The 26143-nt window shown below is 71.1% G+C and carries 28 protein-coding genes; 15 read left to right on the plus strand and 13 right to left on the minus strand.

Translation table 11 applies throughout. The features are described 5' to 3' along the window. The first annotated feature begins 82 nt into the window (after positions 1-82). The 3 genes from FFT09_RS16405 to FFT09_RS16415 all read left to right on the plus strand — a co-directional run bounded on the left by FFT09_RS16405 (position 83) and on the right by FFT09_RS16415 (position 3178). Entirely contained in the window at positions 83-904 is an 822-nt protein-coding gene (locus FFT09_RS16405) for an arginase family protein (protein WP_138383263.1), read from the plus strand. Positions 905-1078: 174 nt separating this feature from the next. Further along, complete coding sequence (locus FFT09_RS16410) at positions 1079-2302, plus strand: PucR family transcriptional regulator (RefSeq protein ID WP_081194421.1); 1224 nt, start codon at positions 1079-1081, stop codon at positions 2300-2302. A gap of 201 nt (positions 2303-2503) precedes the next feature. Beyond that, the gene (locus FFT09_RS16415; RefSeq protein WP_138383264.1) at positions 2504-3178 is read left to right on the plus strand and encodes a haloacid dehalogenase type II; all 675 of its coding nucleotides are present in this window, start codon (positions 2504-2506) and stop codon (positions 3176-3178) included. A gap of 99 nt (positions 3179-3277) precedes the next feature. Here the strand turns inward: FFT09_RS16415 and FFT09_RS16420 are convergent, their stop codons facing one another. Genes FFT09_RS16420 through FFT09_RS16465 form a run of 10 tightly spaced genes read right to left on the minus strand, consistent with a single transcriptional unit; the run spans position 3278 to position 12471 of the window. Further along, positions 3278-3775, minus strand: coding sequence for a hypothetical protein (locus tag FFT09_RS16420; protein WP_138383265.1), 498 nt, complete (start codon positions 3773-3775; stop codon positions 3278-3280). Next, positions 3772-4293, minus strand: a complete 522-nt coding sequence (locus FFT09_RS16425; RefSeq protein ID WP_244231396.1) for a hypothetical protein — start codon at positions 4291-4293, stop codon at positions 3772-3774. Before FFT09_RS16425 ends, FFT09_RS16420 begins: the two co-directional genes overlap by 4 nt. Beyond that, complete coding sequence (locus FFT09_RS16430; protein WP_138383266.1) at positions 4278-5471, minus strand: MCE family protein; 1194 nt, start codon at positions 5469-5471, stop codon at positions 4278-4280. Before FFT09_RS16430 ends, FFT09_RS16425 begins: the two co-directional genes overlap by 16 nt. After that, complete coding sequence (locus FFT09_RS16435; protein ID WP_081194593.1) at positions 5471-6508, minus strand: MCE family protein; 1038 nt, start codon at positions 6506-6508, stop codon at positions 5471-5473. Before FFT09_RS16435 ends, FFT09_RS16430 begins: the two co-directional genes overlap by 1 nt. Before the next feature lie 41 nt (positions 6509-6549). Beyond that, positions 6550-7548, minus strand: a complete 999-nt coding sequence (locus FFT09_RS16440) for an MCE family protein (RefSeq protein WP_138383267.1) — start codon at positions 7546-7548, stop codon at positions 6550-6552. 5 nt (positions 7549-7553) lie between these two features. Continuing rightward, positions 7554-8534 (minus strand): MCE family protein, encoded by a 981-nt coding sequence (locus FFT09_RS16445; protein ID WP_024876632.1) that lies wholly within the window; start codon positions 8532-8534, stop codon positions 7554-7556. Further along, positions 8531-9541 (minus strand): MCE family protein, encoded by a 1011-nt coding sequence (locus FFT09_RS16450; RefSeq protein ID WP_138383268.1) that lies wholly within the window; start codon positions 9539-9541, stop codon positions 8531-8533. The genes FFT09_RS16445 and FFT09_RS16450 overlap by 4 nt, the downstream gene beginning before the upstream one ends. Continuing rightward, positions 9538-10824, minus strand: coding sequence for an MCE family protein (locus FFT09_RS16455; protein WP_138383269.1), 1287 nt, complete (start codon positions 10822-10824; stop codon positions 9538-9540). The genes FFT09_RS16450 and FFT09_RS16455 overlap by 4 nt, the downstream gene beginning before the upstream one ends. Further along, positions 10821-11666 carry an MlaE family ABC transporter permease gene (locus FFT09_RS16460; RefSeq protein ID WP_024876629.1) on the minus strand — a complete coding sequence of 282 codons (846 nt, stop codon included), beginning with the start codon at positions 11664-11666 and terminating at the stop codon, positions 10821-10823. The genes FFT09_RS16455 and FFT09_RS16460 overlap by 4 nt, the downstream gene beginning before the upstream one ends. 4 nt (positions 11667-11670) lie before the next feature. Further along, on the minus strand, positions 11671-12471 hold the full coding sequence (locus FFT09_RS16465) for an MlaE family ABC transporter permease (RefSeq protein WP_081194439.1): 801 nt from the start codon (positions 12469-12471) through the stop codon (positions 11671-11673). Between the two features lie 473 nt (positions 12472-12944). Between FFT09_RS16465 and FFT09_RS16470 the strand changes: the two genes are divergently transcribed. From FFT09_RS16470 to FFT09_RS16480, 3 genes are all read left to right on the plus strand, one after another. Then, entirely contained in the window at positions 12945-13571 is a 627-nt protein-coding gene (locus FFT09_RS16470) for a hypothetical protein (protein WP_138383270.1), read from the plus strand. A 100-nt stretch (positions 13572-13671) separates the two neighbouring features. After that, on the plus strand, positions 13672-15243 hold the full coding sequence (locus FFT09_RS16475; protein ID WP_138383271.1) for a DUF6801 domain-containing protein: 1572 nt from the start codon (positions 13672-13674) through the stop codon (positions 15241-15243). A gap of 49 nt (positions 15244-15292) precedes the next feature. Further along, entirely contained in the window at positions 15293-16273 is a 981-nt protein-coding gene (locus FFT09_RS16480) for a hypothetical protein (protein WP_081194445.1), read from the plus strand. 122 nt (positions 16274-16395) lie between these two features. Here the strand turns inward: FFT09_RS16480 and FFT09_RS16485 are convergent, their stop codons facing one another. Together FFT09_RS16485 and FFT09_RS16490 are read right to left on the minus strand one after the other, a co-directional pair. Continuing rightward, entirely contained in the window at positions 16396-17109 is a 714-nt protein-coding gene (locus tag FFT09_RS16485) for a SagB family peptide dehydrogenase (RefSeq protein WP_081194447.1), read from the minus strand. Positions 17110-17210: 101 nt separating this feature from the next. Beyond that, positions 17211-19334, minus strand: coding sequence for a HelD family protein (locus tag FFT09_RS16490; RefSeq protein WP_138383272.1), 2124 nt, complete (start codon positions 19332-19334; stop codon positions 17211-17213). A gap of 108 nt (positions 19335-19442) precedes the next feature. Here FFT09_RS16490 and rsmD point away from each other — a divergent pair, with 108 nt between their 5' ends. From rsmD to FFT09_RS16535, 9 genes are all read left to right on the plus strand, one after another. Continuing rightward, complete coding sequence (rsmD, locus tag FFT09_RS16495) at positions 19443-19997, plus strand: 16S rRNA (guanine(966)-N(2))-methyltransferase RsmD (protein WP_138383273.1); 555 nt, start codon at positions 19443-19445, stop codon at positions 19995-19997. Positions 19998-20059: 62 nt separating this feature from the next. Beyond that, the gene (gene coaD, locus FFT09_RS16500) at positions 20060-20533 is read left to right on the plus strand and encodes a pantetheine-phosphate adenylyltransferase (protein ID WP_024876621.1); all 474 of its coding nucleotides are present in this window, start codon (positions 20060-20062) and stop codon (positions 20531-20533) included. 117 nt (positions 20534-20650) lie between these two features. Beyond that, entirely contained in the window at positions 20651-21340 is a 690-nt protein-coding gene (locus tag FFT09_RS16505; protein WP_024876620.1) for a DivIVA domain-containing protein, read from the plus strand. Positions 21341-21434: 94 nt separating this feature from the next. Continuing rightward, positions 21435-22037, plus strand: coding sequence for a YceD family protein (locus tag FFT09_RS16510; RefSeq protein WP_024876619.1), 603 nt, complete (start codon positions 21435-21437; stop codon positions 22035-22037). A 79-nt stretch (positions 22038-22116) separates the two neighbouring features. After that, positions 22117-22299: a 50S ribosomal protein L32 gene (gene rpmF, locus FFT09_RS16515; RefSeq protein WP_081194453.1), complete on the plus strand. Its 183-nt coding sequence runs from the start codon at positions 22117-22119 to the stop codon at positions 22297-22299. 11 nt (positions 22300-22310) lie between these two features. Next, positions 22311-23084 carry a ribonuclease III gene (rnc, locus tag FFT09_RS16520; RefSeq protein WP_138383274.1) on the plus strand — a complete coding sequence of 258 codons (774 nt, stop codon included), beginning with the start codon at positions 22311-22313 and terminating at the stop codon, positions 23082-23084. Between the two features lie 6 nt (positions 23085-23090). Further along, complete coding sequence (gene mutM / locus FFT09_RS16525; protein ID WP_138383275.1) at positions 23091-23957, plus strand: bifunctional DNA-formamidopyrimidine glycosylase/DNA-(apurinic or apyrimidinic site) lyase; 867 nt, start codon at positions 23091-23093, stop codon at positions 23955-23957. An 88-nt stretch (positions 23958-24045) separates the two neighbouring features. Continuing rightward, positions 24046-24369: a PadR family transcriptional regulator gene (locus FFT09_RS16530; RefSeq protein WP_024876218.1), complete on the plus strand. Its 324-nt coding sequence runs from the start codon at positions 24046-24048 to the stop codon at positions 24367-24369. Further along, the gene (locus tag FFT09_RS16535) at positions 24366-25502 is read left to right on the plus strand and encodes a DUF1700 domain-containing protein (RefSeq protein ID WP_138383276.1); all 1137 of its coding nucleotides are present in this window, start codon (positions 24366-24368) and stop codon (positions 25500-25502) included. The genes FFT09_RS16530 and FFT09_RS16535 overlap by 4 nt, the downstream gene beginning before the upstream one ends. Before the next feature lie 7 nt (positions 25503-25509). On the opposite strand, the gene FFT09_RS16540 is transcribed toward FFT09_RS16535, so the two are convergent. Further along, positions 25510-26031, minus strand: coding sequence for a YflT domain-containing protein (locus tag FFT09_RS16540; RefSeq protein ID WP_081194461.1), 522 nt, complete (start codon positions 26029-26031; stop codon positions 25510-25512). Positions 26032-26143 lie beyond the last annotated feature (112 nt).

Here is a 26143-nt window from a genome sequence, read left to right on the forward strand (position 1 = left end):
CTCGTGCAGCGAGGGTGGCCTTCACTGCATCCCGTGCGGCGAGGGTGGCCTTCACGGCGCCGCCCGCCGTAGGGTGATTTCCATGCGTCTTCACTCGGTGCCGCAGTGGCAGGGTTCCGGACTGGGTGGGGCGTCCACCCGGCTGCCTGCCGGGTGCGAGGTCCTCACCGCGCTCGCCGAGGACCTGCTCGGCACGCCCGCGCTGCGGATTCCCGTCGGCGCCGACACCTCGGCCGCGGAGCACGGCATCCTCAACCGCGCCGCGCTACTGGACAACCGCGGCGCCCAGCTGACCGCGCTGGAGAACCCCGAGGGCCCCGTGCTGACGATCGGCGGCGACTGCGCCGCCGACCTCGTGCCGCTCGGTGTCGCCCGCTACCGCTACGGCTCCGGGCTGGGGGTGCTCTGGTTCGACGCCCACGCCGACATCAACACGCCGGAGTCCTCCCCGTCCGGAGCGTTCAACGGCATGGTGCTGCGGGCGCTGCTGGGTGAGAGCGACCCGGAGTTCGCCGCCGACCCCGCCGTCGCGCCGGGCCGGGCGGTGCTGGTGGGCACCAGGGCGTTCGACCCCGCCGAGCGTGCGCTCGTCGACAGCGGTGTGGTGCGGCACGTGCCCGTGCCCGCCGACCCCGACGACGTGGTTAAGGCATTGCGTGAGGCCGATGTGAGCGCGGTCTACGTCCACATCGACGTCGACGTGCTCGACCCCGGCGAACTCGTGGGCAGTCATGACCACGAGCCCGGCGGGCTTGGCGTGGAGCGGCTCGTCGAGTGCCTCGACGCGCTCGACGAGTTCGACGTGATCGGCGCCGCCGTCACGGAGTGCGCGACGCGGGACCGCACGGAGGCCGCTCCGCTGGCTCCGGTGCTGGAAGCGTTGCGCCGCAGGCTGGCCCCCTGATTTCCGCCTGGCGACACGCTTTCCTCACCACATGACGAACCGGTGACCGGTTTTTCGTCCGATCGGGCGCAGACGCCTCCGCGTTCCCGGCCCCGGTGATACCTTTCTTGATCGCGACTGGACGGGTCGTGGCGAGTGGTATCCCTCAGTGGCGTGGGAAGGAGCTTGTCGAGCGTGACGGGGCGAGCAGCGGACGGTGCCGCCGACCCGAGCGTGCTGCCGGGTCGGCTCGCCGAGATCATGCGGCCGGAACTGGAAAGCGTCGCCGACGAGATCGTCGCCGAGATCCGTGCGCTGATCCCCGAATACCGCAGGCCGCTGGACGGTCCGTACGGCAAGACGATCAAGGCGGGGGTTCAGCACGCCGTGTCGTTGTTCGCCGCGCAGATCGCCGATCCCAGTGCCTCCAAACAACACGCCCACGAGGTGCACCGCAGGCTCGGGCAGTACGAGATGCGGGAGGGGCGCAGCCTCGACACGTTGCAGGCCGCCTACCGGGCGGGAGCGCGGGTGGCGTGGCGACGCATCATGGAGGTCGGCCGCCGTAGCGGGTTCTCGTCCGGGGTGATGTCGCATCTGGCCGACGCGATGCTCGGGTTCATGGACGAGCTGGCCTCGGTCGCGCTCGACGGCTTTCTTGAGGCCAAGGCGCGGTCCACGGACGCGCTCGACACGTGGCGCAGGCGGCTGCTCCAGCTCGTCCTCGAACGGCCGGCCGTGCCACCGGACGCGATCGAGGAACTGGCGCAGCTCGTGGGCTGGACGACGCCGAAGGCGGCCACCCCGGTCGCGGTCCGCCCGCTGCATCCCCTGAACCCGGCGCAGCGGCCGTCGCTCGATCCGGACGTGCTCGCCGAACTCAGCGGGGTCGAACCCCGGCTGTTGCTGCCAGGACCCCTCACCCGGGAACGGGTCGCGGCGCTCGAACGGGCGTTGCCCCGGTGCCGGTTCGCGGTCGGGCCGTGTGTGCCGCTGGACGCCGTGGCCGACTCGCTGCGTTGGGCACGCAAGGCGCTGGCCCTGGTCGACGAGGGGGTGCTGACCCCGCGTCGCGTGATGTGGGTGCAGGAGTGCCTTCCGGTGTTGTTGCTGCACGCCGACACGGCGCTGGCGGCACAGTTGCGGCGCAGGCTGCTGACCACGCTCGACGGATTGACGCCGCGTCAACGCGAACGCATGTTGGAGACCCTGCGGGCGTGGCTCGACGCGCAGGGGCACGTGCTGGACATGGCGGAGCGGCTGTCGGTGCATCCGCAGACCGTGCGGTACCGGATGCGGCAGCTGGAGGCGACCTTCGGCGACCGGCTGCGCGAGCCGGAGGCCCGGTTCGAGCTGGAACTGGCTGTGCGCACGATGCCGGACCGGATCGCGGGTCCGGCCACGTCTCGCCGGTCGTGACGGTGCGTGTCGTGGCCGATCGGCACCGGCGCGACATCGCGGCGGCCCGCGCGCGACGACGCCGCGCGGGAGCCTGAGCACGACGGGCAGGCGCGAGCCGGGAGCGGGTCCTTCGTCCGGATTACGCTGCCCCTATCCGGGAACCCTGCGTTGGCCCGGCCTCGCGAGGGGGCCGAACTGTCAAGTGCGAGGGAGGTTGTCGTGTCGGCTCGCCTGCAGGCGGTGGCGTTCGATGTGCTCGAAACCATGATGAATCTGGAACCGCTTCGGGAACGGCTGGAGGAGATCGGCCAACCCGCGCAGCTGTTGCAGCCGTGGTTCATGCGGTTCCAGCGCGACTCGCTGGCGCTGACCCTCAGCGGAGATTTCGCGGAGTTCGAGTCGGTGGCACGGCAGGCGTTGCGCACCGACACCGGCCACACCGCCACCGAAGCGGATATCGACCACGTACTTGCGGGGTTCGGTCAGCTACCCGCACACCCGGACGCTCAACCCGCACTGCGTCAGCTCTCCGAAGCAGGGCTGCGAGTCGGCTGCTTGACCGTCGGCAGCGCGGACAACACGGCGAAGTTCCTGGAACAGGCGGGACTGGCGCCTTACGTGGATCACGTCATCACCGCGGCGGAGGCCGGTACCTGGAAGCCCGCCCCCTCGGTCTACCGGGTGACGGCCAACAGACTGGGGACCTCACCGGAGGGCCTGGCGATGGTCGCGGTCCACGCCTGGGACTGCCACGGAGCGAAACGTGCCGGGTGTCTGGCTGGGTGGTGCGAGCGGCTGGAAGGCCGCTACGGTGACGTGTTCACCGCACCGGACGTGAGTGGGTCGGATCTCGTCCAGGTCGCCGAACGCCTGCGGGAACTCCCCTCCGACTGAGCCCGAGGCGGCTACGCAACCTGCGGACACGGCTACGCAACCTGCGGACACGGCTACGCAGGCTGCGGACACGGCTACGCAGGCTGCGGACACGGTGGGTCAGGCGGGGTTCAGGGACGTCACCACCCAGCGGGTGTCCTCGCGGTCGGCGGTCACAAGTAGTTGCGCCGCCGCGTGGGTCGGTTCGCCGTCGCCGCGCACCGCCATCTGGTCGAGGAAGACCAGCACCCGAGCGGTCTCCGAGGTGAGGGACAGCACCGCCGAGTCGGTCACGCGGGTGGTCACCGTGAGGCGCTGTGCGGGCGCGCGGTCGCGGACGGGGGCGAACAGCTGCCGGTACTCCTGCCTGGCCGGGCCGCGCAGCAGGTCCTCGGCGGCACGCTCGGTGGCCTCCACGTCGTCGTGGCTGTAGCTCAGCACCCGGTTCACCGTGCGTGCCACCGCCGAGCGCACGTCGAGGGTGGCCTCTACGTCGACGTGTGCCCGGTTGGTGGCCGACTCCGACGAGCGCAGCGCTTCCACGCGCATTCCTGCGGCGATGCCGAGTCCGGCGAGCACCACCGCCACCACGAGCAGCGTCGCGACCCGGCGGGTCATGCGGCCCCTCCGACGGTGTCCAGCTCCGCCACCTTCCAGCCGTCGCCGGTGTCGCGCAGTTCCAGCCGGTACCGGGTGCGTGCGGCCACCTCCTCGCCGCCCTCGCGGGTCGTGGTGATCGTGACGGAGGCGAGCATCGTGGCCCTGCCGCGCTCGGCGTCGAGTTCGGCCAGCGCCGCGCCGCGCACCTCGGCCGTGGCCACCGTGCGGGCCCGCTCGACGGCGGCGAGCGTGTCCGGCTCCGTCGCCGCCAGCTCGTCCCGCAACGTACCGGTGGTGACCTCCAGCCAGCGGCGCAGACCGGTCTCGACGTCGTTGTGGTCCATTGTGGTCAGTGCGACGACGTGGTCGCGTCCGGCGGCCAGCGCCTCGTCGCGGACGGCCGCCGTGTCGAGGGTGTCGTCCGTGGCCGCGGAGACCCAGGCCACGGCGTTCCACACCGCGAACACGGCGGTGGCCACGACCACGGCGAGCGCGAACCTGGCCCGGTCATCGCCGGGGATCACTCGTCGAGCCACAGCAGCTCCTCCAGCGAGCCGAGGCTGGTGCCGCCGCCCACGGCGGGGCCGGGCACGGCCACCCGCGGCAACCCCGCCTCCGGGGCGTGCTGCGAGCCTCGCACCAGCCGGGGATCGCCGGGAGGCAGGCTGCATTCGGCGCCGGTGTTGAACTCCGCGTCGCCGCCAGGGCCGACGTCCTCACCCGCCCGGTAGGTCGTGCCGTCGTACCCGGCCAGGCAGGGCTGGGGATCGAAGAACGTCAGCGCCAGCGAGAACCGGTCGCCGTCGAGCGCGGCCGAGGTGGCGCCCGTGGCCTTGGGCAGCATGACCAGGAGGTGTTCGAGGCCGTCGGTGCGGTCGGCGAACACCCGGGACGTGGTGAGCAGGTTGGCCACGAGCCGAGACAGCCCGGGGTCGTTGTCGCGCAGCAGGCTGCTGATCTCGGTCGCGGCGCCGGGGGTGCGTGCGATGAGTTCCCGCAGGTCGCCGTCGGCGGAGGCCAGCTCCGCCGCGAACAGCTTGGCGTTGCCCGCGAACGAGCGCCAGGCTTCGGCGGATTCGGCCTGGGTGCGCAGGACGGTGGCGCCGTCGTCGATGAGTGCGGTGGTCTGGGGCAGGTACTCGGTGGCCGTGTGGGTGAACTCGCGGGACGAGTCGAGCAGCACCTGCAGGTCGTCACCGGTGCCCTGGAACGCGGTGTAGAGCTCGTCCACCACCGTGCGCAGCGACTCGGTGGGGACGGACTCGGTGAAGGCGGTGAGGTTGGACAGCAGGTCGTGTACGCCGAGCGGCAGGGTGGTGGCCTCGCGCGGGATCACCGAGCCGTCGGTCAGGTACGGCCCGACATCCGTGCGGGGCCGGAGGTCGACGTACTGCTCGCCGACGGCCGAGCGGTGGGCGACCACGGCGGTGGAGTCGGCCGGAATCCGGGGCGCGCCGTCGTCGAGCACGAGCTCGGCCTCCATCCCGTCGTCGGTCAGGCGCAGCTCGCCGACCTCGCCGACGGCCACGCCGTTGTAGGTGACCTCGCTGCCCCGGAACAGCCCGCCGCCGTCGGCGAGTTGCAGGCGGACCACGTCGCCGCTGTCGCCGAACAGGCGGCCGAGTCCCGCGTAGTTCGCGCCGACGAACGCGGTGGCGGTCAGTGCCACGATGACGAACGCGACGACCTGGATCTTCACGCGCCGGGTGAGCATCAGCGGTCACCTCCGCCGGACGGACTCGTCCCGGCCGCCTCGTCCGGCAGCGGCAGCAGGGGAATCGGCGGGGTGTAGCCGTCGGCGGGTTCGACCTCGACGATGCTGTTGAGGTAGTCGCCGTCGATCCCGTCGAGCACCGCGTCGGTGAACGGGAACGACGCCAGGATCTCCAGTGAGCGCGGCAGGGACTGCCCCGCGTCGGCGAGCGCGTCCAGGGTGGGTGCGAGGGCGTCGAGGTCGGCCACCAGGTCGTCCTTGGTCCGGGTGACGACGTCGACGGCGATGTCGGAGAGCTCGTCCAGTGACTCCAGCATGGTCACGAGCTGCTCGCGCTGGTCCCGCAGCTCCGCGAGCCCCGGGGTGAGGTCGTTCAGCGCGCCCTCGATGGCGTCCTCGCGGTCGGCGAGGGTGCCCGCGAGGCGATTCAGCCCGTCGAGCGCGGCGGTGATGTCGTCGCGGTGGGCGTCGAGGTCGGACACCAGGTGGTCGACGTGGGACAGGAAGCGCTTGATGTCGCTCTCGTTGCCGGTCATCGCGTCGTTGAGCTCCTGGTTGATGGTGCGAAGCTGCGCGATGCCGCCGCCGTTGAGCAGCAGTGACAGTGCCCCGAAAACCTCCTCGACCTCCACGTGCCGGTTGGTGCGCGAGGCGGGGATGAGCGCGCCGTCCGCCAGCGGCGCGCGGGCGGTGTCCCCGTCGTGGCGCGGTGCCGAGAGGTCCACGAACTTCTCGCCGAGCAGGCTGGACTGGCGGATGTTGGCGAGCGCGTCGGCGGGCAGGGTGACGTCGCCGTTGACGAGCAGCACGACCTCGGCCTGCCAGTCGTCGGTGTCGGCCAGCTCGATCGAGGAGACCCTGCCCACCGCGACGTCGTTCACCTTCACCGCCGCGTTCGGCACCAGGTCGAGGACGTCGTCGAACCGCGCGGTGACGCGGTAGGGGTCGTCACCGAGGTCGGCACCACCGGGCAGGGGAAGGTCCTGGACGCCGTCGAACTCGGCCGAACAGCCCGTGGCCAGCAGGCACGCCGCCATCGTCGCGACGATGGCGCGCCGGGGGCCTCGTCCGGTCTCGTTCACCGGTCACCTCCCGTCGCCGTGACCAGGGGCAGGAACTCCAGCGGGTTGGCGCGGCTCTGGAGCGTGCCGCTGTCCGGATCGAACGTGCGGTAGGCGTTCTCGGCGGCCACCGGAGCGATGTCGAGCGCTTCGGCCAGTGAGGCGCGCTGGTCGACCACGACGTCGGTGATGTCGGCCAGATCGGTGATGCCGGTCGTCAGTGCCTCGCGGTGGTCGGTCACGAACGACTGGAGGTCGGCGAGCGCGTCACCGAGGGTCGCCAGTGCCGCGGAGAGTTCCTCCCGGTCGGCCGCGAGCAGGTCGGAGACGTTGGCGAGCTGGCCGGTGGCCTCGCGCACCGCGCCGTCGTTGCCCGCCAGCATGGCGGTGAAGGTGGCCAGCGAGTCGACGGTGGCGAAGAGGTCGTCGTCGGAGTCGGCCAGCGTGCGCGCCAGATCGCCGAAGTTGCGGACACTGGCCGAGAACGCCTCACCGTTGCCGTCCAGCACACCGGCCCCGGTGTCGAGCAGGTCGGACAGCGCGCCGTCGGCGTTGGCGCCGTCCGGTCCGAGCGTGGCGGCGAGGTCGTCGAGGCTGGAGTACAGCTCATCGAGTTCCACCGGTTCGGCGGTGCGCGAGCGCGGGATGACCGTGCCGTCGGCGATCCGGGGGCCGCCGCGGGCGAGGTCGGACAGTTGTACGTACCGGTCGGCCACCACGCTGGGCGACACGATGAGCGCCCTGCTGTCGGCCGCCACGGGCGCGTCGCCGTCGACGCGCAGCACCAGCTTCACGCGGTCGGGCTCTGGCGACACGGACTCCACCGTGCCGACGGGCACGCCGAGGACTTTCACGTCCGAGCCCGCGTACACGCCGACGGCGCGGTCGACGTAGGCGGTGATCCGCTTGTCGCCGTGGTCGGCGAAGACCCACCACAGGGCTCCGGCCGTGGCCACGGCGGCCACCGTCAACACCACGGCGAGCCGTCGCGCTCGCCACCGGAAACGGGTCGTCACCGGTGTCACCTCCGATCCGGTGGCTGGCAGGGATGGCGGTTGTCGGGCACGAGCCCGCAGAGGTACACGTCGAGCCAGTGCCCGCTGCCCACCGTGTTGTTGACCACGCGGAAGTACGGTCCGGCGAGTTCCAGCGTGCGGTCGAGGTCGTCCCGGTGCCGTCGCAGGATGTCCGTGACCTCGGTGAGCGAGGAGAGCGTGGGCCCGAGCTGCTCGGTGTTGTCGGCGACCAGCCCGGACACCTGCTCCGCGAGGTCGCGGGTGCCCACGAGGAGCTGGTGGATGGCCTCGCGCCGGTGGTCCAGCTCGGTGAGCAACAGGTTGCCGTCGTTGATGAGCCGTTCGAACTCGTCGCTGGAGCCCGCGAGGGTGTCGGAGATGGTGTGCGCGTGCTCCAGCAGGGTCTGGAGTTCCGCGTCGCGCGAGGCGATGGTCTGGGACAGTGCCGAGAGCCCGTCGAGCGCACTGCGCACGTGGTCCTCCGCGCCGTCGAACGTGTCGCCCAGCGTGCGGAAGCTCTGCGCGAGCTGGTCGGTGTCGATGGCGCCGGCGGTGGTGGCGAGCTGCTCGAACGCCGTGGTGACGTCGTAGGGCGTGGTGGTGCGGCCCAGCGGGATGGGGTCGTCGGGGTCCTGCACGGCGTCGCCGGTGGGATGCAGCGCCAGATACTTCTGGCCCAGCAACGTCTTGATCTTGATTTCGGCGGTCGTGCGGTTGCCCACCCAGGCGTCGGAGACCCGGAACGACACGAGCACCCGGTCCTCGGCCAGCTCCACGTCGGTGACCTCGCCGACCTTGATCCCGGCCACCCGCACCTCGTTGGCCGCGGCCAGGCCCGCCGCCTCGCCGAACTCGGCCTCGTAGGTGGTTCCGCCGCCGACCAGCGGCAGTGCCTCGTAGTTGAGCGTGGCCACGGTCGCGGCGGCCAGCACGGCGGTGCCCACCACCCCGAGGCGGAGCGTGTTGCGGTCGCGTCGGGACGTCATCGGCCACACCTCGCGGGAACGGCGCCGTCGTTGATGCCGGTGGGCGGGTCGGTGAGGAGCACGGCGTCGCACAGGTAGACGTTGAGGAACGAGCCGTACGAGGCCGCCCGCCCGACGGCGGTGTACTTGTCGGGTGTGTTGACGAGGAACCGTTCGAGGTCCTCGGAGCCGGACACGAGTTCGCTCGTCACGCCCTCCAGCCCGGCGATGCTGTCGGCGAGCGGTGGCCTGGCGTCGTCGAGCAGGCCGGCGGTGGCGTCGGTCAGCATCGCCATGCCCTCGACGGAGTCTCCGATGGCCTGCCGGTCCTGGGCCAGCCCCGACACCAGCTCGCTCAGCGTGGACACGAGGGTGGACAGCGCGTCCCCCTCGCCGTTGACCGTGTCGAGCACCGAGTTCAGGTTGTCGATGACCTCGCCGATGACCCGGTCGCGGTCGGCGAGGGTGGCCGTGAGCGAGCCCGTGTGGTCGAGCAGGCTCTCCACCGTGCCGCTTTCCCCCTGCAGCACCTGCACGATCTCGCCGGAGAGCTGGTTGACCTCCTCGGGATCGAGTGCCGAGAACAGCGGCTGGAAGCCGTGGAAGAGCTCGGTCAGATCGAGCGCGGGCCGGGTTTGCTCCAGGGGGATCTCGTCGCCGGGGTTCAGCGTGTCGGGGCTGCGCTGCTCGCCGCGTTCGAGCGCGACATAGCGTTGCCCGAGCATGTTGCGGTAGCGGATGGTGGCGGTCGTGTCGGTGGGGACCGGCCTGCTCTCGTCCACCGAGAAGTGGACCAGTGCCAGGTGCTGATCCACGATCTCCAGTTCCTCCACCTGGCCCACCCGCACGCCGGCGATGCGCACGTCGTCCCCGGCGCTGAGCGAGGTGACGTCGGTGAACCGGGCACTGTAGACCGTGCCCCGGTCGAGCCCGGCTCCCGAGATCGACACCGCCAGCAGCGCGGTCGCCACGGTGGTGACGAGCACGAACGCCAGCCCTTTCAGCAGGGGGCCCGTGATCCTGTTCATCGCACCGTCACCTCCGTGCCCCGGTACACCGGACCAGCGAGCACGCCACCCCACTCGGGCACGTCCTCCGCCGCGACCTCCAGCTCCCCGGCGAGCAGTGTGGCCAGCAGGTCCTGTTCCTGTGGCGAGTTGGCGACGCCCAGATCGGCGTCCGGGTCGGGTAGCAGCGCGCCCGCGCCCTGCTCCGGCCCCGCTGACGGAGCGGGCGGCATTCCCTCGCCCGGCACGACCCCGCTCGGATAGCAGCGCGGGCCCGAGTCGGCGTGGTAGCCGGGGTCGTCGGCTCCGGGCCGGTACGCGCCGCGCGATTCGGTGGTGATCGTGCCGCGCAGGCGCAGCCCCGGCCGGTCCGTTCCCGCGCCGAGCGCCGCGTCCATCGCGGGCTTGAGCTCGTCCAGCGCCCGCAGGGTGCAGGCGAAACTGGGGGAGTACCGGGCCGCGACCTCCAGCGGCTGTCTGCTCTCGGCCGACAGCGCGATGAGGTTCGCGGCGTTGGCGCGCAGGAACTCCGTCACGTCGGTCGACGTGGTGGTGACCTGGGCGTACAGGCCCCGCAGTTCGCCGCCGCGCTCGTCCACCGTGTCGAGCGTGACGGCCGTGTCGGTGAGCGCGTCGAGGACGTCCGGCGAGATGTCGCCGTAGAGCTGCGCCACCTCGCCGAGGTCGCGGACGTTCTCGTGCAGGCGGGGCAGGTTCGGGTTGAACTCCTCCAGGTAGTCGGCCGCCACCACGAGCGTGTCACCGAGCTGCTCGCCCCGGCCCTCCAGCGCCGTGGCCACCGCGCTCAGCGTGCTGGCCAGCTTCTGCGGTTGCACCGACTTCAGGACGGGGAGCAGTTCGTCGAAGACCCGCTCCAGCTCGATCGCGTTCTCCGAGCGATCCTGCGTGATGACGTCGCCGTCGGTGAGCGGTGCCGCCGTGGAACCGTCGGGAACGGACAGTTGCACGTAGCGTTCGCCGAACAGGGTCTTCGGTACGAGCAGGGCGGTGACGTCGTTGGGCAGCCACGACACGGTGTCCGGGTCGAGCGCGAGATCGATCTCCGCGCCGTCCGGTACGGCACGGATGCCTCGCACGTCGCCCACGAGCACACCCCGGGCCTTGACGTCGGAGTTCTCGCGGAGCTGGTTGCCGACGTGATCGGCGTGCAGCGTCACCGACACCGACTCGGTGAACTCCTTGTTGTAGATCCGCACGGACAGGTTCACCAGCAGGACGAGGACCAGGCAGAACGCCAGGCCCGTGAGGCGGGTTCCGAGTTTGCGCAGCCGACGGTGTCTCATCCCGCCACCCGCACCGTCGTCGTCGCGCCCCAGATGGCGAGGCTGGCGAAGAAGTCGAGGAGGCTGACGGCCACGATCGCCGTCCGCACTCCCCGTCCCACGGCAACGCCGACTCCCGCCGGCCCGCCCGTGGCGCGGAACCCGTAGTAGCAGTGGGTCAGCACCACCACGACGCTGAACAGCAACACCTTGCCGAACGACCAGAGCACGTCCTCCGGTGGGAGGAACAGTGTGAAGTAGTGGTCGTAGGTGCCCGCCGACTGCCCGTAGAACCAGATCACGATCTGCCGGGACGCCACGTACGAGGTGAGCAGGCCGATCGCGTACAGCGGGATGATCGCGCAGAACCCGGCGATGATCCGGGTCGTCACGAGGTAGGGCACGCTGGGCACGCCCATGACCTCCAGCGCGTCGACCTCTTCGGAGATGCGCATGGCGCCGAGTTGCGCGGTGAACCCGCAGCCGACCGTGGCCGACAGGGCGAGCCCGGCCACGAGCGGCGCGATCTCGCGCGTGTTGAAGTAGGCCGACAGGAACCCGGCGAACGCCGCCGTCCCGACCTGGTTCAGCGCGGTGTAGCCCTGCAGGCCCACCACCACGCCGGTGAACAGGGTCATGCCGATCATCACGCCGATCGTGCCGCCGATCACCGCGAGTGCCCCGCTGCCGAAGCTCACCTCGGCCAGCAGGCGCACGATCTCGCGGGGATAACGGCGTAGTGCTCTGGGAACCCAGGCCAGAGCCCGCAGGCTGAACAGCACCGCGTCGCCCAGGGTGTCCAGAAACGACAGTCGCGCGTCGAGAGCCTCGGCGGCCCGGCGCCGGGCAGGGCTGATGGTCACGGCCTCACATTCCCTTCGGCGGCACGAGCTGCAGGTACACGGTCGTCAGCACGAAGTTCAGGACGAACAGCAGCAGGAACGTGATGACCACCGACTGGTTCACCGCGTCGCCGACGCCCTTGGGGCCCGCGGCGGGGTTGAGACCGCGGTACGCGGCGACGACTCCGGCGACGAAGCCGAAGATCAGGGCCTTGATCTCGCTGATCACCAGATCCGGCAGCTGTGCCAGCGCCGAGAAGCTGGCGAGGTAGGCGCCGGGCGTGCCGTCCTGCAGCACGACGTTGAAGAAGTAGCCGCCGCACACGCCGACGACGCTGACCATGCCGTTGAGGAAGACCGCGACGCCCATGGCCGCGAGCACGCGGGGCACGATCAGCCGCTGGACGGGCGAGACGCCCAGCACCTCCATGGCGTCGATCTCCTCGCGGATGGTGCGCGAGCCCAGATCGGCGCACATCGCCGAGCCGCCAGCCCCGGCGATGAGCAGTGCGGTGACGATCGGACTGGCCTGCTGGATGATGGCGAGGACGCTGGCCGCGCCGGTGAACGACTGCGCGCCGATCTGCGTGGTGAGGGAGCCGACGTGCAGCGCGATGACGCCGCCGAACGGGATGGCCACGAGCGCCGTGGGCAGGATCGAGACGCTGGCGATGAACCAGAACTGCTGCACGAACTCCCGGAACTGGAACGGCCTGCGGGCGATGTTGCGCAGCACGTCGATCGCGAGCGCGTAGAGCCTGCCCGTCTGGCGTAAAGCGGCCGCGCCCGGAAAGGTCCGGCCGCCCCGTTCGGCGTCGAGCGCCACTCGCGTCTCCTTCGGTCGGCGAAAACCGCGTTTCACTCTCCGGTAAAACGGCGGTTCTGTTCGTCGACACGCCGCTGTGTGCGTGTGCTGACAATAACGGCGGTTTCGCTCGCCGGTTACGGGAAATTGTTAGGAGCTTGGTGACAAGTTTCTGTGCCGCAGTGTGAACCCGGGTGAGTATGCCGGTCGGGGCGCAGGGTGGTCTGAGTTTGTACGCCGTGCCGCACAAGGGGGAACGGCGTTTTGCTCGGCTCGTGACAATCGTTGCGCCAAACGAGCGAGCAGGCCCCCGGGAAAGCGTTGTGTTTCTTGTTCGTTTCCTGGGCAGCGGCTAACGTACTCGCTGGTAGGTTGCCGTAGGCGCCTACCGGGCAAGCATCGTCGGCCGATGTTTTTTTCGCGTGGAGGAAGCACTTCCCGCTCCGCGCCGCTTGTCCTGCCCGTTCACCTGCCCAGCTCGGAAAGGAATCGCTATGCGTAGGCGCGTTTCCAGTATCGTCGCCACCGCCGCCGCGGCGACGTTCGCCCTCGGCTTCAGCGCGATGTCCGCATCGGCCCAGCAGCAGGAGTGGGTCATCGACCCCGGTGGTGACTACACCGCCGCCTCCGGCACCACCGTGCTCACCAACACGAGTAACGGCGTCACGCTGAACTGCTCCGGTTCGGACGCCGAGGGAACACTGAACACCAACGCCAGTGGCTCGCCCGCCCAGATCGGCACCATCGCGGGCATCTCGTGGGAGAACTGCTCCGGCCCGCTCGGCCTGAGCTTCGACGTGGAGCCGCAGAACCTGCCGTGGAGCATCAACGGCGAGTCCTACGACGCCGCGACCGGTGTCACCACCGGCTCCATCGGTGGAGTCACCGCCGTGCTCTCGGGTACCAGCTGCAACGCCACCGTCGAGGGAGCGACGCCCGGTACGTACGACAACGCCAGCGACACGCTCGCGCCCGGCCCGATCGCCGGGTCGCCGCACGAGCTGACCGTCACCTACGTCGACCCGGGTGCGGGCTGCTTCGGCCTCATCAACACCGGCGACACGGTGACCTTCGAGGGCGCCTATGTCGTCTCGCCGGGCCAGGACGTCACGCTCCAGTGATGTCCGGCTAGGACGTCCTGCCCGGCCGGGGGTTCCGGCATCCGGCCGGGCAGGACGCCGACCGAGCCTCACCCGTTCGACAACGACAGTGGAGGAACCCGTGCGCGTGGCGAGCGGAAGGGCAGTGCCGGCCGTGGCGGTCGCCGTGGTGGGCCTGACCGGAATACTGGCGACACCCGCCGCCTCGAAGCAGGACACCGGGCCGCGGTCCGATGTGGTGCACGCGGACGGTTCCGCGCTCCCGTTCCGCTGCGAGACCGAAGGGGGCGAGCGCGAGGTGAGCGTCCGCTTCGGTCTGTCGCTGCCGGAGCGGGTGCCGATCGGTGAGCCGATCACCCCGGAGGACGTCACCGTCGAGGTGACGCTGGGCGACGAGGCCACCGCCGACCTCACCGGACGGGACATGCCGTCGGTCACCGGGTCCGCCGAGGTCGTCCTCGCCGCGGCGAACGAGGACCGGGAGACCGACGAGGTGCCGCTGGTGTGGCCCACGCTGGCCGTACCGGCCACACCGGTTCCGGAGCAGGGACGGGCCGAGGTCACCGCGCGGGGGAAGGCGCCGTCGTTCACGCCCGAGCAGGCGGGGCGGTGGACACTGTCCGCGCGGGAGGTGACGCTGTATCTCGCCACCCCGCCCCCCGACGGCGATGCACCCGGCCCCGACCCGATACCCGAGCCCGAACCCGAGCCCGAGCCCGAACCCAGCGGGCAAAACGACGCCGGGTCCGCGGCCGAGGAGCCCGGCTCGGCCGCGGACACCTCGGCACCGTCGAGTACGACCGACACCGAGGTGCCTCCGGCGTCGCCACAACGCGCGCTCACCCTCGACTGCGCCCTCGCTCCGGACGCCGCAGCCGATCCGCTGCTGTCCTGGCACGTGGCCGAGGACGGTGAGAACGGTGAAGCCGGTGAGGGGCAGGACCGGGACGGCACCGGCTCCGCCCCGGGCGAGGCGGACGGCACCACCGATGCGCTCGCGGAGGCGGCCGACGTGCCGGAGGACTGCGAGGACTTCGCCGACGAGCCCACCGCCTGGTGCGCCTACCTCGGTGGGTTCAACAACATCAACGCGATGGGCTCCGCCGCGAGGATCGAGCCCGGCATTCTCAACTTGGCCGTGCCCAACCCGGGACCCTGCCCCGACGGCCCCCCGCTGTGGTTCTGCCAGAACGTGACCGGCGAGCTGAGCCACGACGGAAAGCAGGAGTTCCCCCCGTCCGACAACGCCTTCCACGCCTTCGACTTCATGCCGAACGCCGCCACCGTGGAGGTCAGCCAGGTGGCCCCGATGGACATCGAGGTGCAGTTCCAGATCGTCGCGCCGTACGAGGGCTCCGTGGTGGCGCGCACCGAGATGTCCGTGCGAGCGGACGACGTGACCGTGAACGGGAAGCGGCTCGACGTGGGCGAGGACTGCCGCACCGCGGAACCGATGCCCGTCACCCTCACCGCCGACTATCCCGACGGCTACGTGGTGGACCGGGGCGGCACGCTCGACGGCACGGTCGACATCCCCGAGTTCGCGGGCTGTGGCAGGGCGGGGGAACTCGACTCGCTGATCACCGGCCTGATCTCCGGTCCCGGCAACTACGTGAAGATGACGCAGGGCAGCGTGTGCGACGTCCGTAACACCGGTGGCTGCCCTCCGCCGATTCCCACCCTCGCGCGCTGAGCCGCCCGTGGCCTGCGCGTCATCCCCACCCATCCCGAAGGAGAAGTCGATGAGGAGATCCCCCGTGACCAAGCGCAGATCCGGCCGCCTGCTGGGCTCCGGCGTCGCCGCGGTGGCGCTGGCCGCCACGGCCATCGGAGCGGCGCCGGCGGCCGCCGACACGGACGACACCCGCGATGCGCGGGCCGCCGCGTCGCTCGCGGGACACTGGGCGCCGTTCGACCGGTGCCCCGTGGACGATCCGGCGATGCTGGCCGCCGACGGCGACGAGCTGGCCGCGCTGTGCATGGCGTCGTCGTCGGAGTCGGGGACGATGACCATCGGCGAGAAGACCGTGCCCACGGCGGGGACGAATCTCCAGCTGGGACTCCTCGGGGACGGAGTGGACTACGCGGCCGTGTCGCCGGAGGGCGCGGGCATTCAGGCCGAGCCCGTCGCCGTTCCCGGCGGCCTGCTCAATCTGATGTGCCCCAGCGAGATTCCCGTGCTGACGTCGTTGTGTGAGAAGGCCGCGGACAGCACTCTCAACCGGGTGGTCGCGACCGTGGAGCCCGCGGGCACCCCGACCGACTTCGACCTCAACGCCGGCCTGGGGGTGGGGCAGCCGATCGTCACGCTGCCGGTGAAGATCCGCCTCGACAACCCGCTGCTGGGCGGACGCTGCTACATCGGATCGGAGGCCGACCCGATCGTGCTGCGCCCGGCGCACACCTCGCAGCCCACGCTGGGGCTCGTGCGGTACGGCCCCGACGGGACCGAGGTGGCGGGCGGGGAGCTGAGCAACATCGGTCTGTCCGGCGCCGACCAGGTCGACGACTCGTTCGCCGTGCCCGAGGCCGACGGGTGCGGCTTCCTCGGCACGCTGGACTGGGCCGTGAACGCGCAGCTCGGCCTGCCCTCGCCGGAGGGCGCGAACAGCCTCGTGCTCGACGCCGCCAGCACGACCACCGGCGGCTTCTACACCCCGGCGCAGTACACCCCCGACCAGGGACAGCGCCTCGCCGACTACTGGCACGCCGCCGCGCGCTGACCGCGTTCCGGTTGCGGCGAAGGCCACCTTGACCGCGTGTGGCGCAGCGAAGGCCACCTTGACTGCGTGTGACGCAGTGAGGGTGGCCTTCGCGGCACCCCCGGCACCCCCGGCGACGCGCGTCAGGCCGGGGGGCGGCCGGTGGGGAAGAGCATCGTCGGGATCTCGTTCTCCGGCAGGCCCAGCAGGGTGCCCAGCGCCGCGTCGTCGAAGCCCGCCACCGCGCACCCCGCCAGCCCCAGCGCCGTACCCACCAGGTACAGGTTCTGCACGGCCACGCCCGAGTCGACGTGCAGTGTCCGGTAGTGCCGCAGCGGGTACTTGTCGAACGCGACGTCGAGACGGGCGGTGACGGCCACCGTCACCGCGGGCTGCCAGGCGAACTCCTCCTGCAGATACACCTGTTCGAGCTGCGGGCCCGGGTCGGTCTCGGCGAGCTGCACCAGTTCGTGCGACACCGGTTCGTAGCGGTACACACCCTGGTCCAGACCCGTCACCCGCCGCACCACGGCGTAGGCGCGCAGGATGTCCAGACCGCCCGCGCTGGGAGCCATGCTCAGCGGATACTCCTCCACCCCGTAGGCGGGCACGAACCGCTGCACGCCCATCGAGAACCGCAGCAACGCGCTCAGCGCGGGCAGTTCGAGTTCGCCGTCGTCGTACTCATAGGCCGAATGGCGGCGCGCGAGTGCCGCCACCAGCCCCGTCTTGGGCGGGCGCACGTCCGGCAGCGCGATGTGCCGGGACAGCGGCAACGGCTGGACCGGTACCGGCCGCTGGGCGTTCAGCAGGCGGTGTACCGCCAGCGCGCGTTCGGTGGTATCCCGACCATTCACGACGGCTCCCGTCGCTTCCCCACGTCACCGGCCACGGCGGCATGGTAACCCGTTCGAGTGGCTGGGTGCGGCGGATCGGGGACGGTTCCGCGTCGGATCCGTCACTCTCCGGCGGCCAGCCACCGATCGTCCGAGGCCAGCACCGTCAACCGCTGCGTCGCCCGCGTCAGCGCGACGTACAGCACCCGGCGCCCGGTCAGCGACTCGTCGACCAGCTCACTCGGCTCCACCAGCACCACCGCGTCGTACTCCAGGCCCTTGGAGTCGAGGCTGCCCACCACCCGGAGCCGGTCGTCGTCGTAGCCCGACAACCACCGGCCGACCTCGTCGACCCGGTTCATGGCACAGATCACGCCCACCGTGCCGTCGACGGCGTCGAGCTGCTCCTTCGCGGCCAGCTGCGTGGCCGACTCCCGGTTGCCGGGGTCCGTGCGCCGGATCTGCGGCGTCAGTCCCGTGGTCCGGACCGCGTGCGGCAGCTCGTCCTCCTCCGCGTGCCCCGCCACCACCCTGGCGGCGAGGTCGAAGATCTCCGCGGAGTTCCGGTAGTTGGTGCGCAGGGTGTAGCGCCTGCGGGGGGTGCGAGCGCCGAACGCCTGGTCCCGCGCCGCCGCCGCCTCGCCAGGGTGGGGCCAGGAACTCTGCACCGGATCACCCACGACGGTCCAGCTCGCGTACCGGCCCCGCCGGGCCACCATCCGCCACTGCAACGGGGAGAGGTCCTGCGACTCGTCCACGACGACGTGCGAGTACTCGTCGTAGTGCTCGGGCCGGTGCCGCGCGGGCCCGCCGCGCTCCGGTGGGGACTCGGCACCGGCCGACTGCCCCCGGCGCCGTTTCGGCGGCGGTCCCAGCAGCACGCGCAACTCGTCGAGCAGGGCGACGTCGGCCACCGTCCACTCCCGATCCGGCTCGGCCAGCGACGCGGACAGCAGCGCGACCTCCGGAGCGGTCAGGACGTTCTTCGCCGCGCGGGCCAGGCGCCGTTCGTCGCCGAGCCACCGCAGGACCTGCGCCGGATACAGCACCGGCCACCACACCACCAGAAAGCGGTGGAAGTCGAGGCGTTCGCCGAGGTCGCGCACCAGCTCGGCCCGGTCGAAGGAGCGACCGTCGTCGCGCGCGTACTGCTCCGCCCGGTCCGCCAGCGCCTCCAGCAGTGCCTCGGCGGCCCGCACCCGTGCCCGGTTCGGCGGCTGGGAGTGGCCGTGGACCTTGCGCCGCACCTTCTCCAGCTCCCGCGCCGAGAGCTTGAGCACCTCACCCCTGTAGACGATCCGCATCTCGGTGGGGGCCTCGGGTGGCGTGTCGCGCAGCGCCTTGCCGAGCACCTTGCGCATCCGCAGCGAGCCCTTGACCGCCGCCAGCGCCGCCGGATCGTGGCGGGTGGCGTCGATCCCGTCGAGAACCTGGCCGAGCGATCGCAGTTCGACGTTGGTCTCGCCCATCGACGGCAGCACGCGCGAGATGTAGTTCGTGAACACGCCGGACGGCCCCACCACGAGCACTCCGGCGCCGCCGAGCTGACGCCGGTGGCGGTACAGCAGGTACGCGGCGCGGTGCAGCGCCACCGCCGTCTTGCCGGTCCCCGGGCCGCCCGTGATCTCGGTCACGCCACGCCACGGCGCGCGGATCACGTCGTCCTGCTCTTTCTGGATGGTGGCGACGATGTCCCGCATGGTGTCGCCGCGGGCCCGGCCCAGTGCCGCCAGCAACGCGCCCTCCCCGACCACGTTCATGTCGTCGGGCACCGCCTCCGGCATGAGGACGTCGTCGTCGATGTCGAGCACCGACTGCCCCGAACAGCGGATCACCCTGCGGCGCACCACGTCCATCGGTTCCTCGGCGGTGGCCTGGTAGAACGCCGCCGCCGCGGGAGCGCGCCAGTCGGTGACGAGGTTGTCGAAGTCGGCGTCCCGGATGCCGAGCCTGCCCACGTGGACCGGCTCCGCGCTGCCGTGGTCGAGCCTGCCGAAGACAAGGCCCTCGTACTCGGCGTCCAGCGTCTGCAGCGTCTGGTTGGCGTGGAACACCATCATGTCGCGCTCGTACAGCATCGACGCCTGCTCGAACACGGCCTCACTCTGGGCGCCGCGCCCCAGTTCGTAGCCACGGGTGCGCATGGCCTCGGCCTGCGCGCGCAGCTCCGCGAGCCGGATGTACACCCGGTCCACGTGGGTTTGTTCGATGGCGATCTCGGCCCGTCTCACCCGGGATTCCGACACTCGCGCTCCTCGCACTCCTCGCCTCGGAAGGGGAAGAACGACTTTACGCGATCGCGGGCCGTGCCCGACCCCGTCCCGTGTCCCGGACGCGGGTGCGAGCATGGCGATGTGACAAGGATCGTGGCCGGGCAGGCAGGTGGGCGCACCCTCCGGGTTCCGCCCAAGGGAACGAGACCCACCACCGAGCGGGTTCGGGAGGCGTTGTTCAGCGCGCTCGACGCCGCCGACGAGGTCGCCGGAGTGCGGGTGCTGGACCTCTACTCGGGCTCGGGCGCGCTCGGCCTCGAGGCGTTGTCGCGCGGCGCTCGCGAGGCGGTGTTCGTGGAGGCCGACCGCACCGCGGCCGAGGTGCTGCGCGGCAACATCGCGCGCGTCGGGCTCGGCGGCCAGGTGCGCGAGGGCAGGGCCGAGACCGTGGTCGCCGTCCCACCCCCGGAGCCCTTCGACCTGGTGCTGGCCGACCCGCCCTACGCGGTCGACGCGGAGACGCTCGGGGTGGTGCTGGGCAGGCTGGTGGACAACGGATGGCTGGCCGACGGCGCGCTCGTGGTGATGGAGCGGCGGCTGCACGACGGGCCCCCGCACTGGCCGGACGCGCTGCGGGTCCTGCGCACCCGGGAATACGGTGACAACGCGTTGTTTCGTGCGGAGTACCGGGTGTAGCACGGACGAGGCGTGGGTCACCTCACGCGCGTCGCGCCGTCGCGCTTGGTAGCGTCCGCGCCATGCGGCGAGCGGTCTGTCCCGGTTCCTACGACCCTGCTACCAACGGGCATCTCGACATCATCGAACGCGCCGCGAGCCTGTTCGACGAGGTCGTCGTGGCCGTGCTCATCAACAAGAAGAAGCAGGGACTGTTCACCGTTGAGGAGCGCCTCGACATGCTCAGCGAGGTGACCGCGCGGCTGCCGAACGTGCGGGTGGACTCCTGGCACGGCCTGCTGGTCGACTACTGCCGCGCGCACGGCATCGCCGCCATCGCCAAGGGCCTGCGCTCGGTCAGCGACTTCGACTACGAGCTCCAGATGGCGCAGATGAATCGTGAGCTGTCCGGGGTCGAGACCCTGCTGATGTCGAACAACCCGGCCTACAGCTTCCTGTCCAGCTCGCTGGTGAAGGAGGTCGCCACCTACGGCGGTGACGTCTCCGACATGGTGCCCGCCGTGGTCCGGGAGCGGCTGCGAGCCAAGCTCGCCTGACCGGCGTGACGGCAGGGTCACGCTCGGACACGCCTGGATCGCCGGTTACCGCCGAACGGGGGCTCAAGGCGGCAGACTGGTCACGTCGCGTGGAATCGATGCCGCGAGGGAGTGGCCGTGTACCGGGTTTTCGAGGCGCTCGACGAGCTCGTCACGATCGTGGAGGAGGCCCGTGGGGTCCCCATGACGTCGAACTGCGTCGTCCCGCGTGGTGACGTGCTCGAACTGCTCGACGACGTGCGGGACGCGCTGCCGGGTGAGGTGGACGACGCCCAGGACGTGCTCGACCGCAGGGACGAGGTCATCCGCACCGCCCGCGAGCAGGCCGACGAGACCGTTGGTTCCGCGAACGAGGAGGCCGAGCGGCTCGTCGCGGAGGCGCGGGCGCACGCCGAGCGCATCGTGGCCGACGCGCGGGACGAGGCCGAACGCACGGTCGCCGCGGGCGAGGCGTCCTACGCCGACCTCACGGAGCGGGCGCGCGCCGAGGCCGACCGCATGGTGCAGGCCGGTCGCGACGCCTACGACCGCGCTGTCGAGGACGGCAAGCACGAGCAGGCCCGGCTGGTGTCGCAGACCGAGGTCGTGCAGGCCGCGCACAACGAGGCGGCCCGCATCGTCGACGAGGCCCACGAGGAGGCCGACCGGCAGCGGGTCGACTGCGACGCCTACGTCGACGGCAAGCTGGCCGAGTTCTCCGACCTGCTCGCCACCACGCTGCGCACGGTCGACTCGGGCCGCAACCATCTGCGCACGCCGCTGCCCGCGACCTCGCGGACGCCGGTGTACGACTACCAGGCCCAGTGACCCCTGCGCTGGCGTAGGCTAGTTGCCGACGTCGCCGCAGGTTTCACAGACCGTGCGGAAACATTCGTGCAGGAAGCCGCGTTAGTAGATCTTGATGCCTGAAGGAAAATCCAGCCCGCAGCGCGCCGACGCGCGCAACCCGTGGCTGTTCGACACCCACGAACTCAGCCGCCGCCCCGGTTCGAGCCATCAGCTGCGCCGTGACCTGCCCGTCGAATCGACGCTGGGCGTGCCCGACGTCGTCGAGGTGGAAGAGGGCACGACCGTGGCCGCCGACCTGCTGCTGGAGTCGGTGGTCGAGGGTGTGCTGGTCAGCGGAACGGCCACGGCCGCGACGCGGGGCCACTGCTCGCGCTGTCTCGATCCCGTGTCGGGCGAGACCGAGGTCAGCGTCACCGAACTGTTCGCCTACCCCGACTCCACGACCGACGAGACCGCCGACGAGGACGAGGTCAGCAGGATCGTCGACGACTACATCGATCTCGAACCCCTCGTGCGGGACGCGCTCGTGCTCGCGCTGCCGCTGGTTCCGCTGTGCAGCGACGACTGCGAGGGACTGTGTTCGGGTTGCGGCGCGAAATGGGCCGATCTCGAGCCCGGACACGGGCATGAGACGATAGACCCTCGGTGGGCCGCGCTGGTGCAACGCCTGGAGGAGACTCCGGGGGACGGCACCGCGGACGGTTCCGACCGGTGACCGGGTCGGGCTGTCGAGGCCCGACGTGTTCGTACGATCGCTCGCTCCCGCGAGCAGACCTGTGTGAGGAGACCCAGCCGTGGCCGTCCCGAAGCGGAAGATGTCGCGTTCCAACACTCGCTCGCGCCGCTCGCAGTGGAAGGCGAACCCGGTGCAGCTCGTGGCCTGCCAGAACCGCGCGTGCCGGCAGCCGAAGCCGCAGCACGTGGCCTGCCCTGCCTGTGGCCAGTACGCCGGCCGACAGGTAGTCGAGCCTGCGTAAGGGCCGCCGGAATGGGGGGTAAGTCGCCAACTGGACCGGCAGCCGATCCCACATCCCTGCTCGACGCGCTCGGTGTCGGATTCGACAGCGAGCTGCTGACGCTCGCCCTGACCCACCGGTCCTACGCCTACGAGAACGGGGGACTCCCGCCCAACGAGCGGCTGGAGTTCCTCGGTGACGCGGTGCTCGGCCTGGTGGTCACCGACCACCTGTACCGGCAGCACCCGGATCTGCCCGAGGGGCAGTTGGCGAAGCTGCGCGCCAGCGTGGTCAATATGCACGCGCTGGCCGGGGTCGCGAGGGAGCTCGGAGAGGGTGGGCTCGGCGCGCACCTGCTGCTTGGTAAGGGGGAGGAACTCACCGGCGGCAGGGACAAGGCCAGCATCCTCGCCGACGGCCTCGAAGCCGTCATCGGAGCCGTCTATCTGGCGCACGGCATCGAGACCGCGCGGTCACTGGTACACCGGCTGTTCGGGACCCTGCTGGACGAGGCGCCGCGCCGGGGCGCGGGGCTGGACTGGAAGACCAGCCTGCAGGAGCTCACCGCGTCGGCGGGTCTCGGCGTGCCCGAGTACAAGGTCGCCGACACGGGCCCCGACCACCGTAAGGAGTTCAGCGCGGTGGTGCTCGTGAGCGGTCGCGACCTGGGGCACGGGGACGGCACCACGAAGAAGGAAGCCGAGCAGAAGGCCGCCGAGGCCGCCTGGCGCGCGCTGGACGACGAACTGGCGGCCGACGGCAGACCCGGAGCACCCGCGGCCGAGCAGCCCGAGCGGGCGGAGTAGCGCCCGGTGCCCGAACTGCCCGAGGTCGAGGTGGTGCGGTCCGGCGTCGAGCAGCATTTGATCGGCCGTACCGTGGCCGCTGTCGAGGTGCTGCACCCCAGGGCCGTCCGGCGGCACGTGCCGGGTGCGGCCGACTTCACGGGCAGGCTCGTCGGCACCAAGATCATGGCGGTGCGCCGCAGGGGCAAGTACCTCTGGTTCGACCTGTCGGACGGTGACGCCGTCCTCGCGCACCTCGGCATGAGCGGGCAGCTGCTGGTGCAGCCACCGGAGGTGCCGGACGAGAGACACCTCCGCGTGCGGGTCCGCTTCGCCGACGCGGGGCCGGAGCTGCGGTTCGTCGACCAGCGCACGTTCGGTGGTCTGTCGCTGGCCGAGCTGGTGGAGGTCGACGGCACCGTGGTGCCCACCACCGTCGCCCACATCGCACGTGATCCGATGGACCCGCTGTTCGACGTGGCGGACACGGCACGCCGACTGCGGTCGCGCCGCACCGAGGTCAAGCGCGTACTGCTGGATCAGACACTCGTGTCCGGCATCGGCAACATCTACGCCGACGAGGCGTTGTGGCGGGTCAAGCTGCACGGGACCCGGCCTGCGGACCGCCTCACGGCGGCGCAGGCGCGGGGCGTGCTCACCGCCGCCGCCGAGGTGATGGCGGACGCCTTGCGCGCGGGCGGGACGTCCTTCGACGCGCTCTACGTCAACGTCAACGGCGAGTCGGGCTACTTCTCGCGTTCCCTCGACGCCTACGGGCGCGAGGGCGAACCCTGCCGCCGGTGCGGGGCACCGCTGGTGCGGGAGTCGTTCATGAACCGCTCGTCGTTCAGCTGCCCGAGCTGCCAGCCGAAACCGCGCGCCCGCCGTCGCTGAGGTGCCCTCCCGCTGCAACGGTTGAACTCTTGTGCGCAGTACTGTGCTTTGCGTGGTAGTGTCCATCGCGCAGAAGGAGGGTGGGCCGGTGGAGACGAGCCAACTGCTCAAGGGGGTGCTCGACCTCGCGGTGCTGGCGGTCCTGCGGCACGACGACGGCTACGGCTACGACGTCCTGCGCAGGTTGCGCCAGGCAGGGCTGGACGAGGTCGGCGACGCCTCCGTCTACGGCACGCTGCGGCGGCTGTACAAGGCCGGGTGCCTGACCACCTATGTCGTGGCCAGCGAGGAAGGGCCCCACCGCAAGTACTACGGCCTCAACGACCTGGGCCGCGCCCGGCTCGTCGAGTCGACGACGACGTGGCGCGACTTCGCGGTCACGATGGAGCGCCTGTTGGGAGACTATTCATGAGCACACACAGCCAGCCCGCCGTGCGCGCCTACCTGGCTCGGGTGCGGACGGCGCTGTCGGATCTGCCCGACGGGGAGATCGACGAGATCGTCGACGACGTCCGCCCGCACCTCGCGGAGATCGCCGAGGGCCTGGGGGAGCGCGCCAGCGTGGCCGCCATGACGGAGGAACTGGGGACGCCGGAAAGCTACGCGGCCGAGGTGCGGGCGGCGGGGGAGTACCCGCCTGCCCCACCCGCGAAGGGGGACGGCCGGGAGCTGGAGTCCGGTCGGGCCGGTGCGCGGATGGCGCTGTACGGCATGCTCCTGGGCGCGGTCATCGCCGCGTTCGCCGGAGGAGGGGCTGCGGCGAGTCTCGATTCCGAGCCTCTGCTGTTACTGCTGCTGGCGGCGCCGACTGTCGCGATGTCGGTCGCGTACCTGGTGACTCGGGGTACGGCGGCGATAGCAGCACTGCCCGAGGTGCGCGCGGTCACCGCAGCGGGACGGGGTGACAAGATGGCCCCCGCGGTGCGCTGGTTACGCACGGCGGGGCCTGTGTGGTGGGTGCTGGCCGCGATCGGTCTGGTCTACCTGGGCATCGTGCTGGTGGTCAAGAACGGGTCCGCGGTGGCCCTGCTCGGGCTGCTCGTGCTCGCGGGCCTACTGTTGTGGGCGGGCCCGAAGTCCGGCCGCGACCGTGCACTGGTCGCTGTCACGCTGCCGCTGTCGGCGTTCGTGCTCGGTGCGGGCCTGGGCTTGGCGGGCAGTCTGATCGAAACCACCCGCTTCTCGGAGTTGAGGGCGGAGCAAGTCCCCACCTACTACCCCCAGGGGCCCAACGGTGAGCCGCTGCTGCGTTACGGCGACCAGGACATCGACAACCTGTACGTGTTCGACTCCGAGGGCGCGCCGTTGACCGACGTCTTCCTCTACACCGAGGACGGCAGGCCGCTGGTCGTGCCGCGCCACGGTTGCGACCCGACCACGCAGGAGCGGATCAGAACGGGCGAGGACAACCGGTTCCCGCGTCCGCACATCGAGCAGGGCGGCTACGACGACTACGGCGTGCCCAACGGCTACAACGCCCACCAGCCGTTCTGCCGGGAGGTCACGGAGGTTCCGTTCACGGCCGCCATCCCGGTGCCGAGGTAGGGCCCGGTCAGAACCAGCGCTTCGAGGACATCGCCAGCTGGGCCAGCAGGTCACGTCCGCTCTCGGCGTTGCGTGGCTGGCACAGCACGTCGTAGCGGCGGGCCACCAGCTGGCTCTGGGAGACGAAGTCGCGGCGGCCCCGGGTCGCCGCGTACCCGGCCGCGGCGAACGCCATCCCGAACGCGACACCGGACAGCAGGCCGATGAGGATCGGCGCGAGCCCGGCGCCCGGGGTGAAGAGGCTGAGCAGCAGCCCGACGAACAAACCGAACCAGGCCCCGGACATGGCGCCGCTGGTGAGCACCTTGCCCCACGTCAGCCGTGCGGAGACGCGCTCGACCACCAGCGGGTCCACCCCGACGATCGTCACGTCCTGCACCGGGAATTCCTTGTCGGCGAGGTGATCGACGGCGTGCTGCGCCTGCTCGTAGGTGTCGTAGGACCCGATCGGCCAGCCCGTGGGCATGGTCGGCAGCTTGGGGGCCTGGGGCGCGCGGGTGAACGCCGCCTGGGTGAACGCCTGGGTCATGAGTGCTCTCAGTCTGGTCGGAACGTGCCTGCACCCGGTTCAACGTGGCCGGGCACCGGGTCTGTGCCCGGAAGGGCGGAACTCACAGATCCCTCTCAGGATTGCCGGCGCG

The organism is Saccharomonospora piscinae (genome assembly GCF_005862235.1).
Lineage (GTDB): Bacteria > Actinomycetota > Actinomycetes > Mycobacteriales > Pseudonocardiaceae > Saccharomonospora > Saccharomonospora piscinae.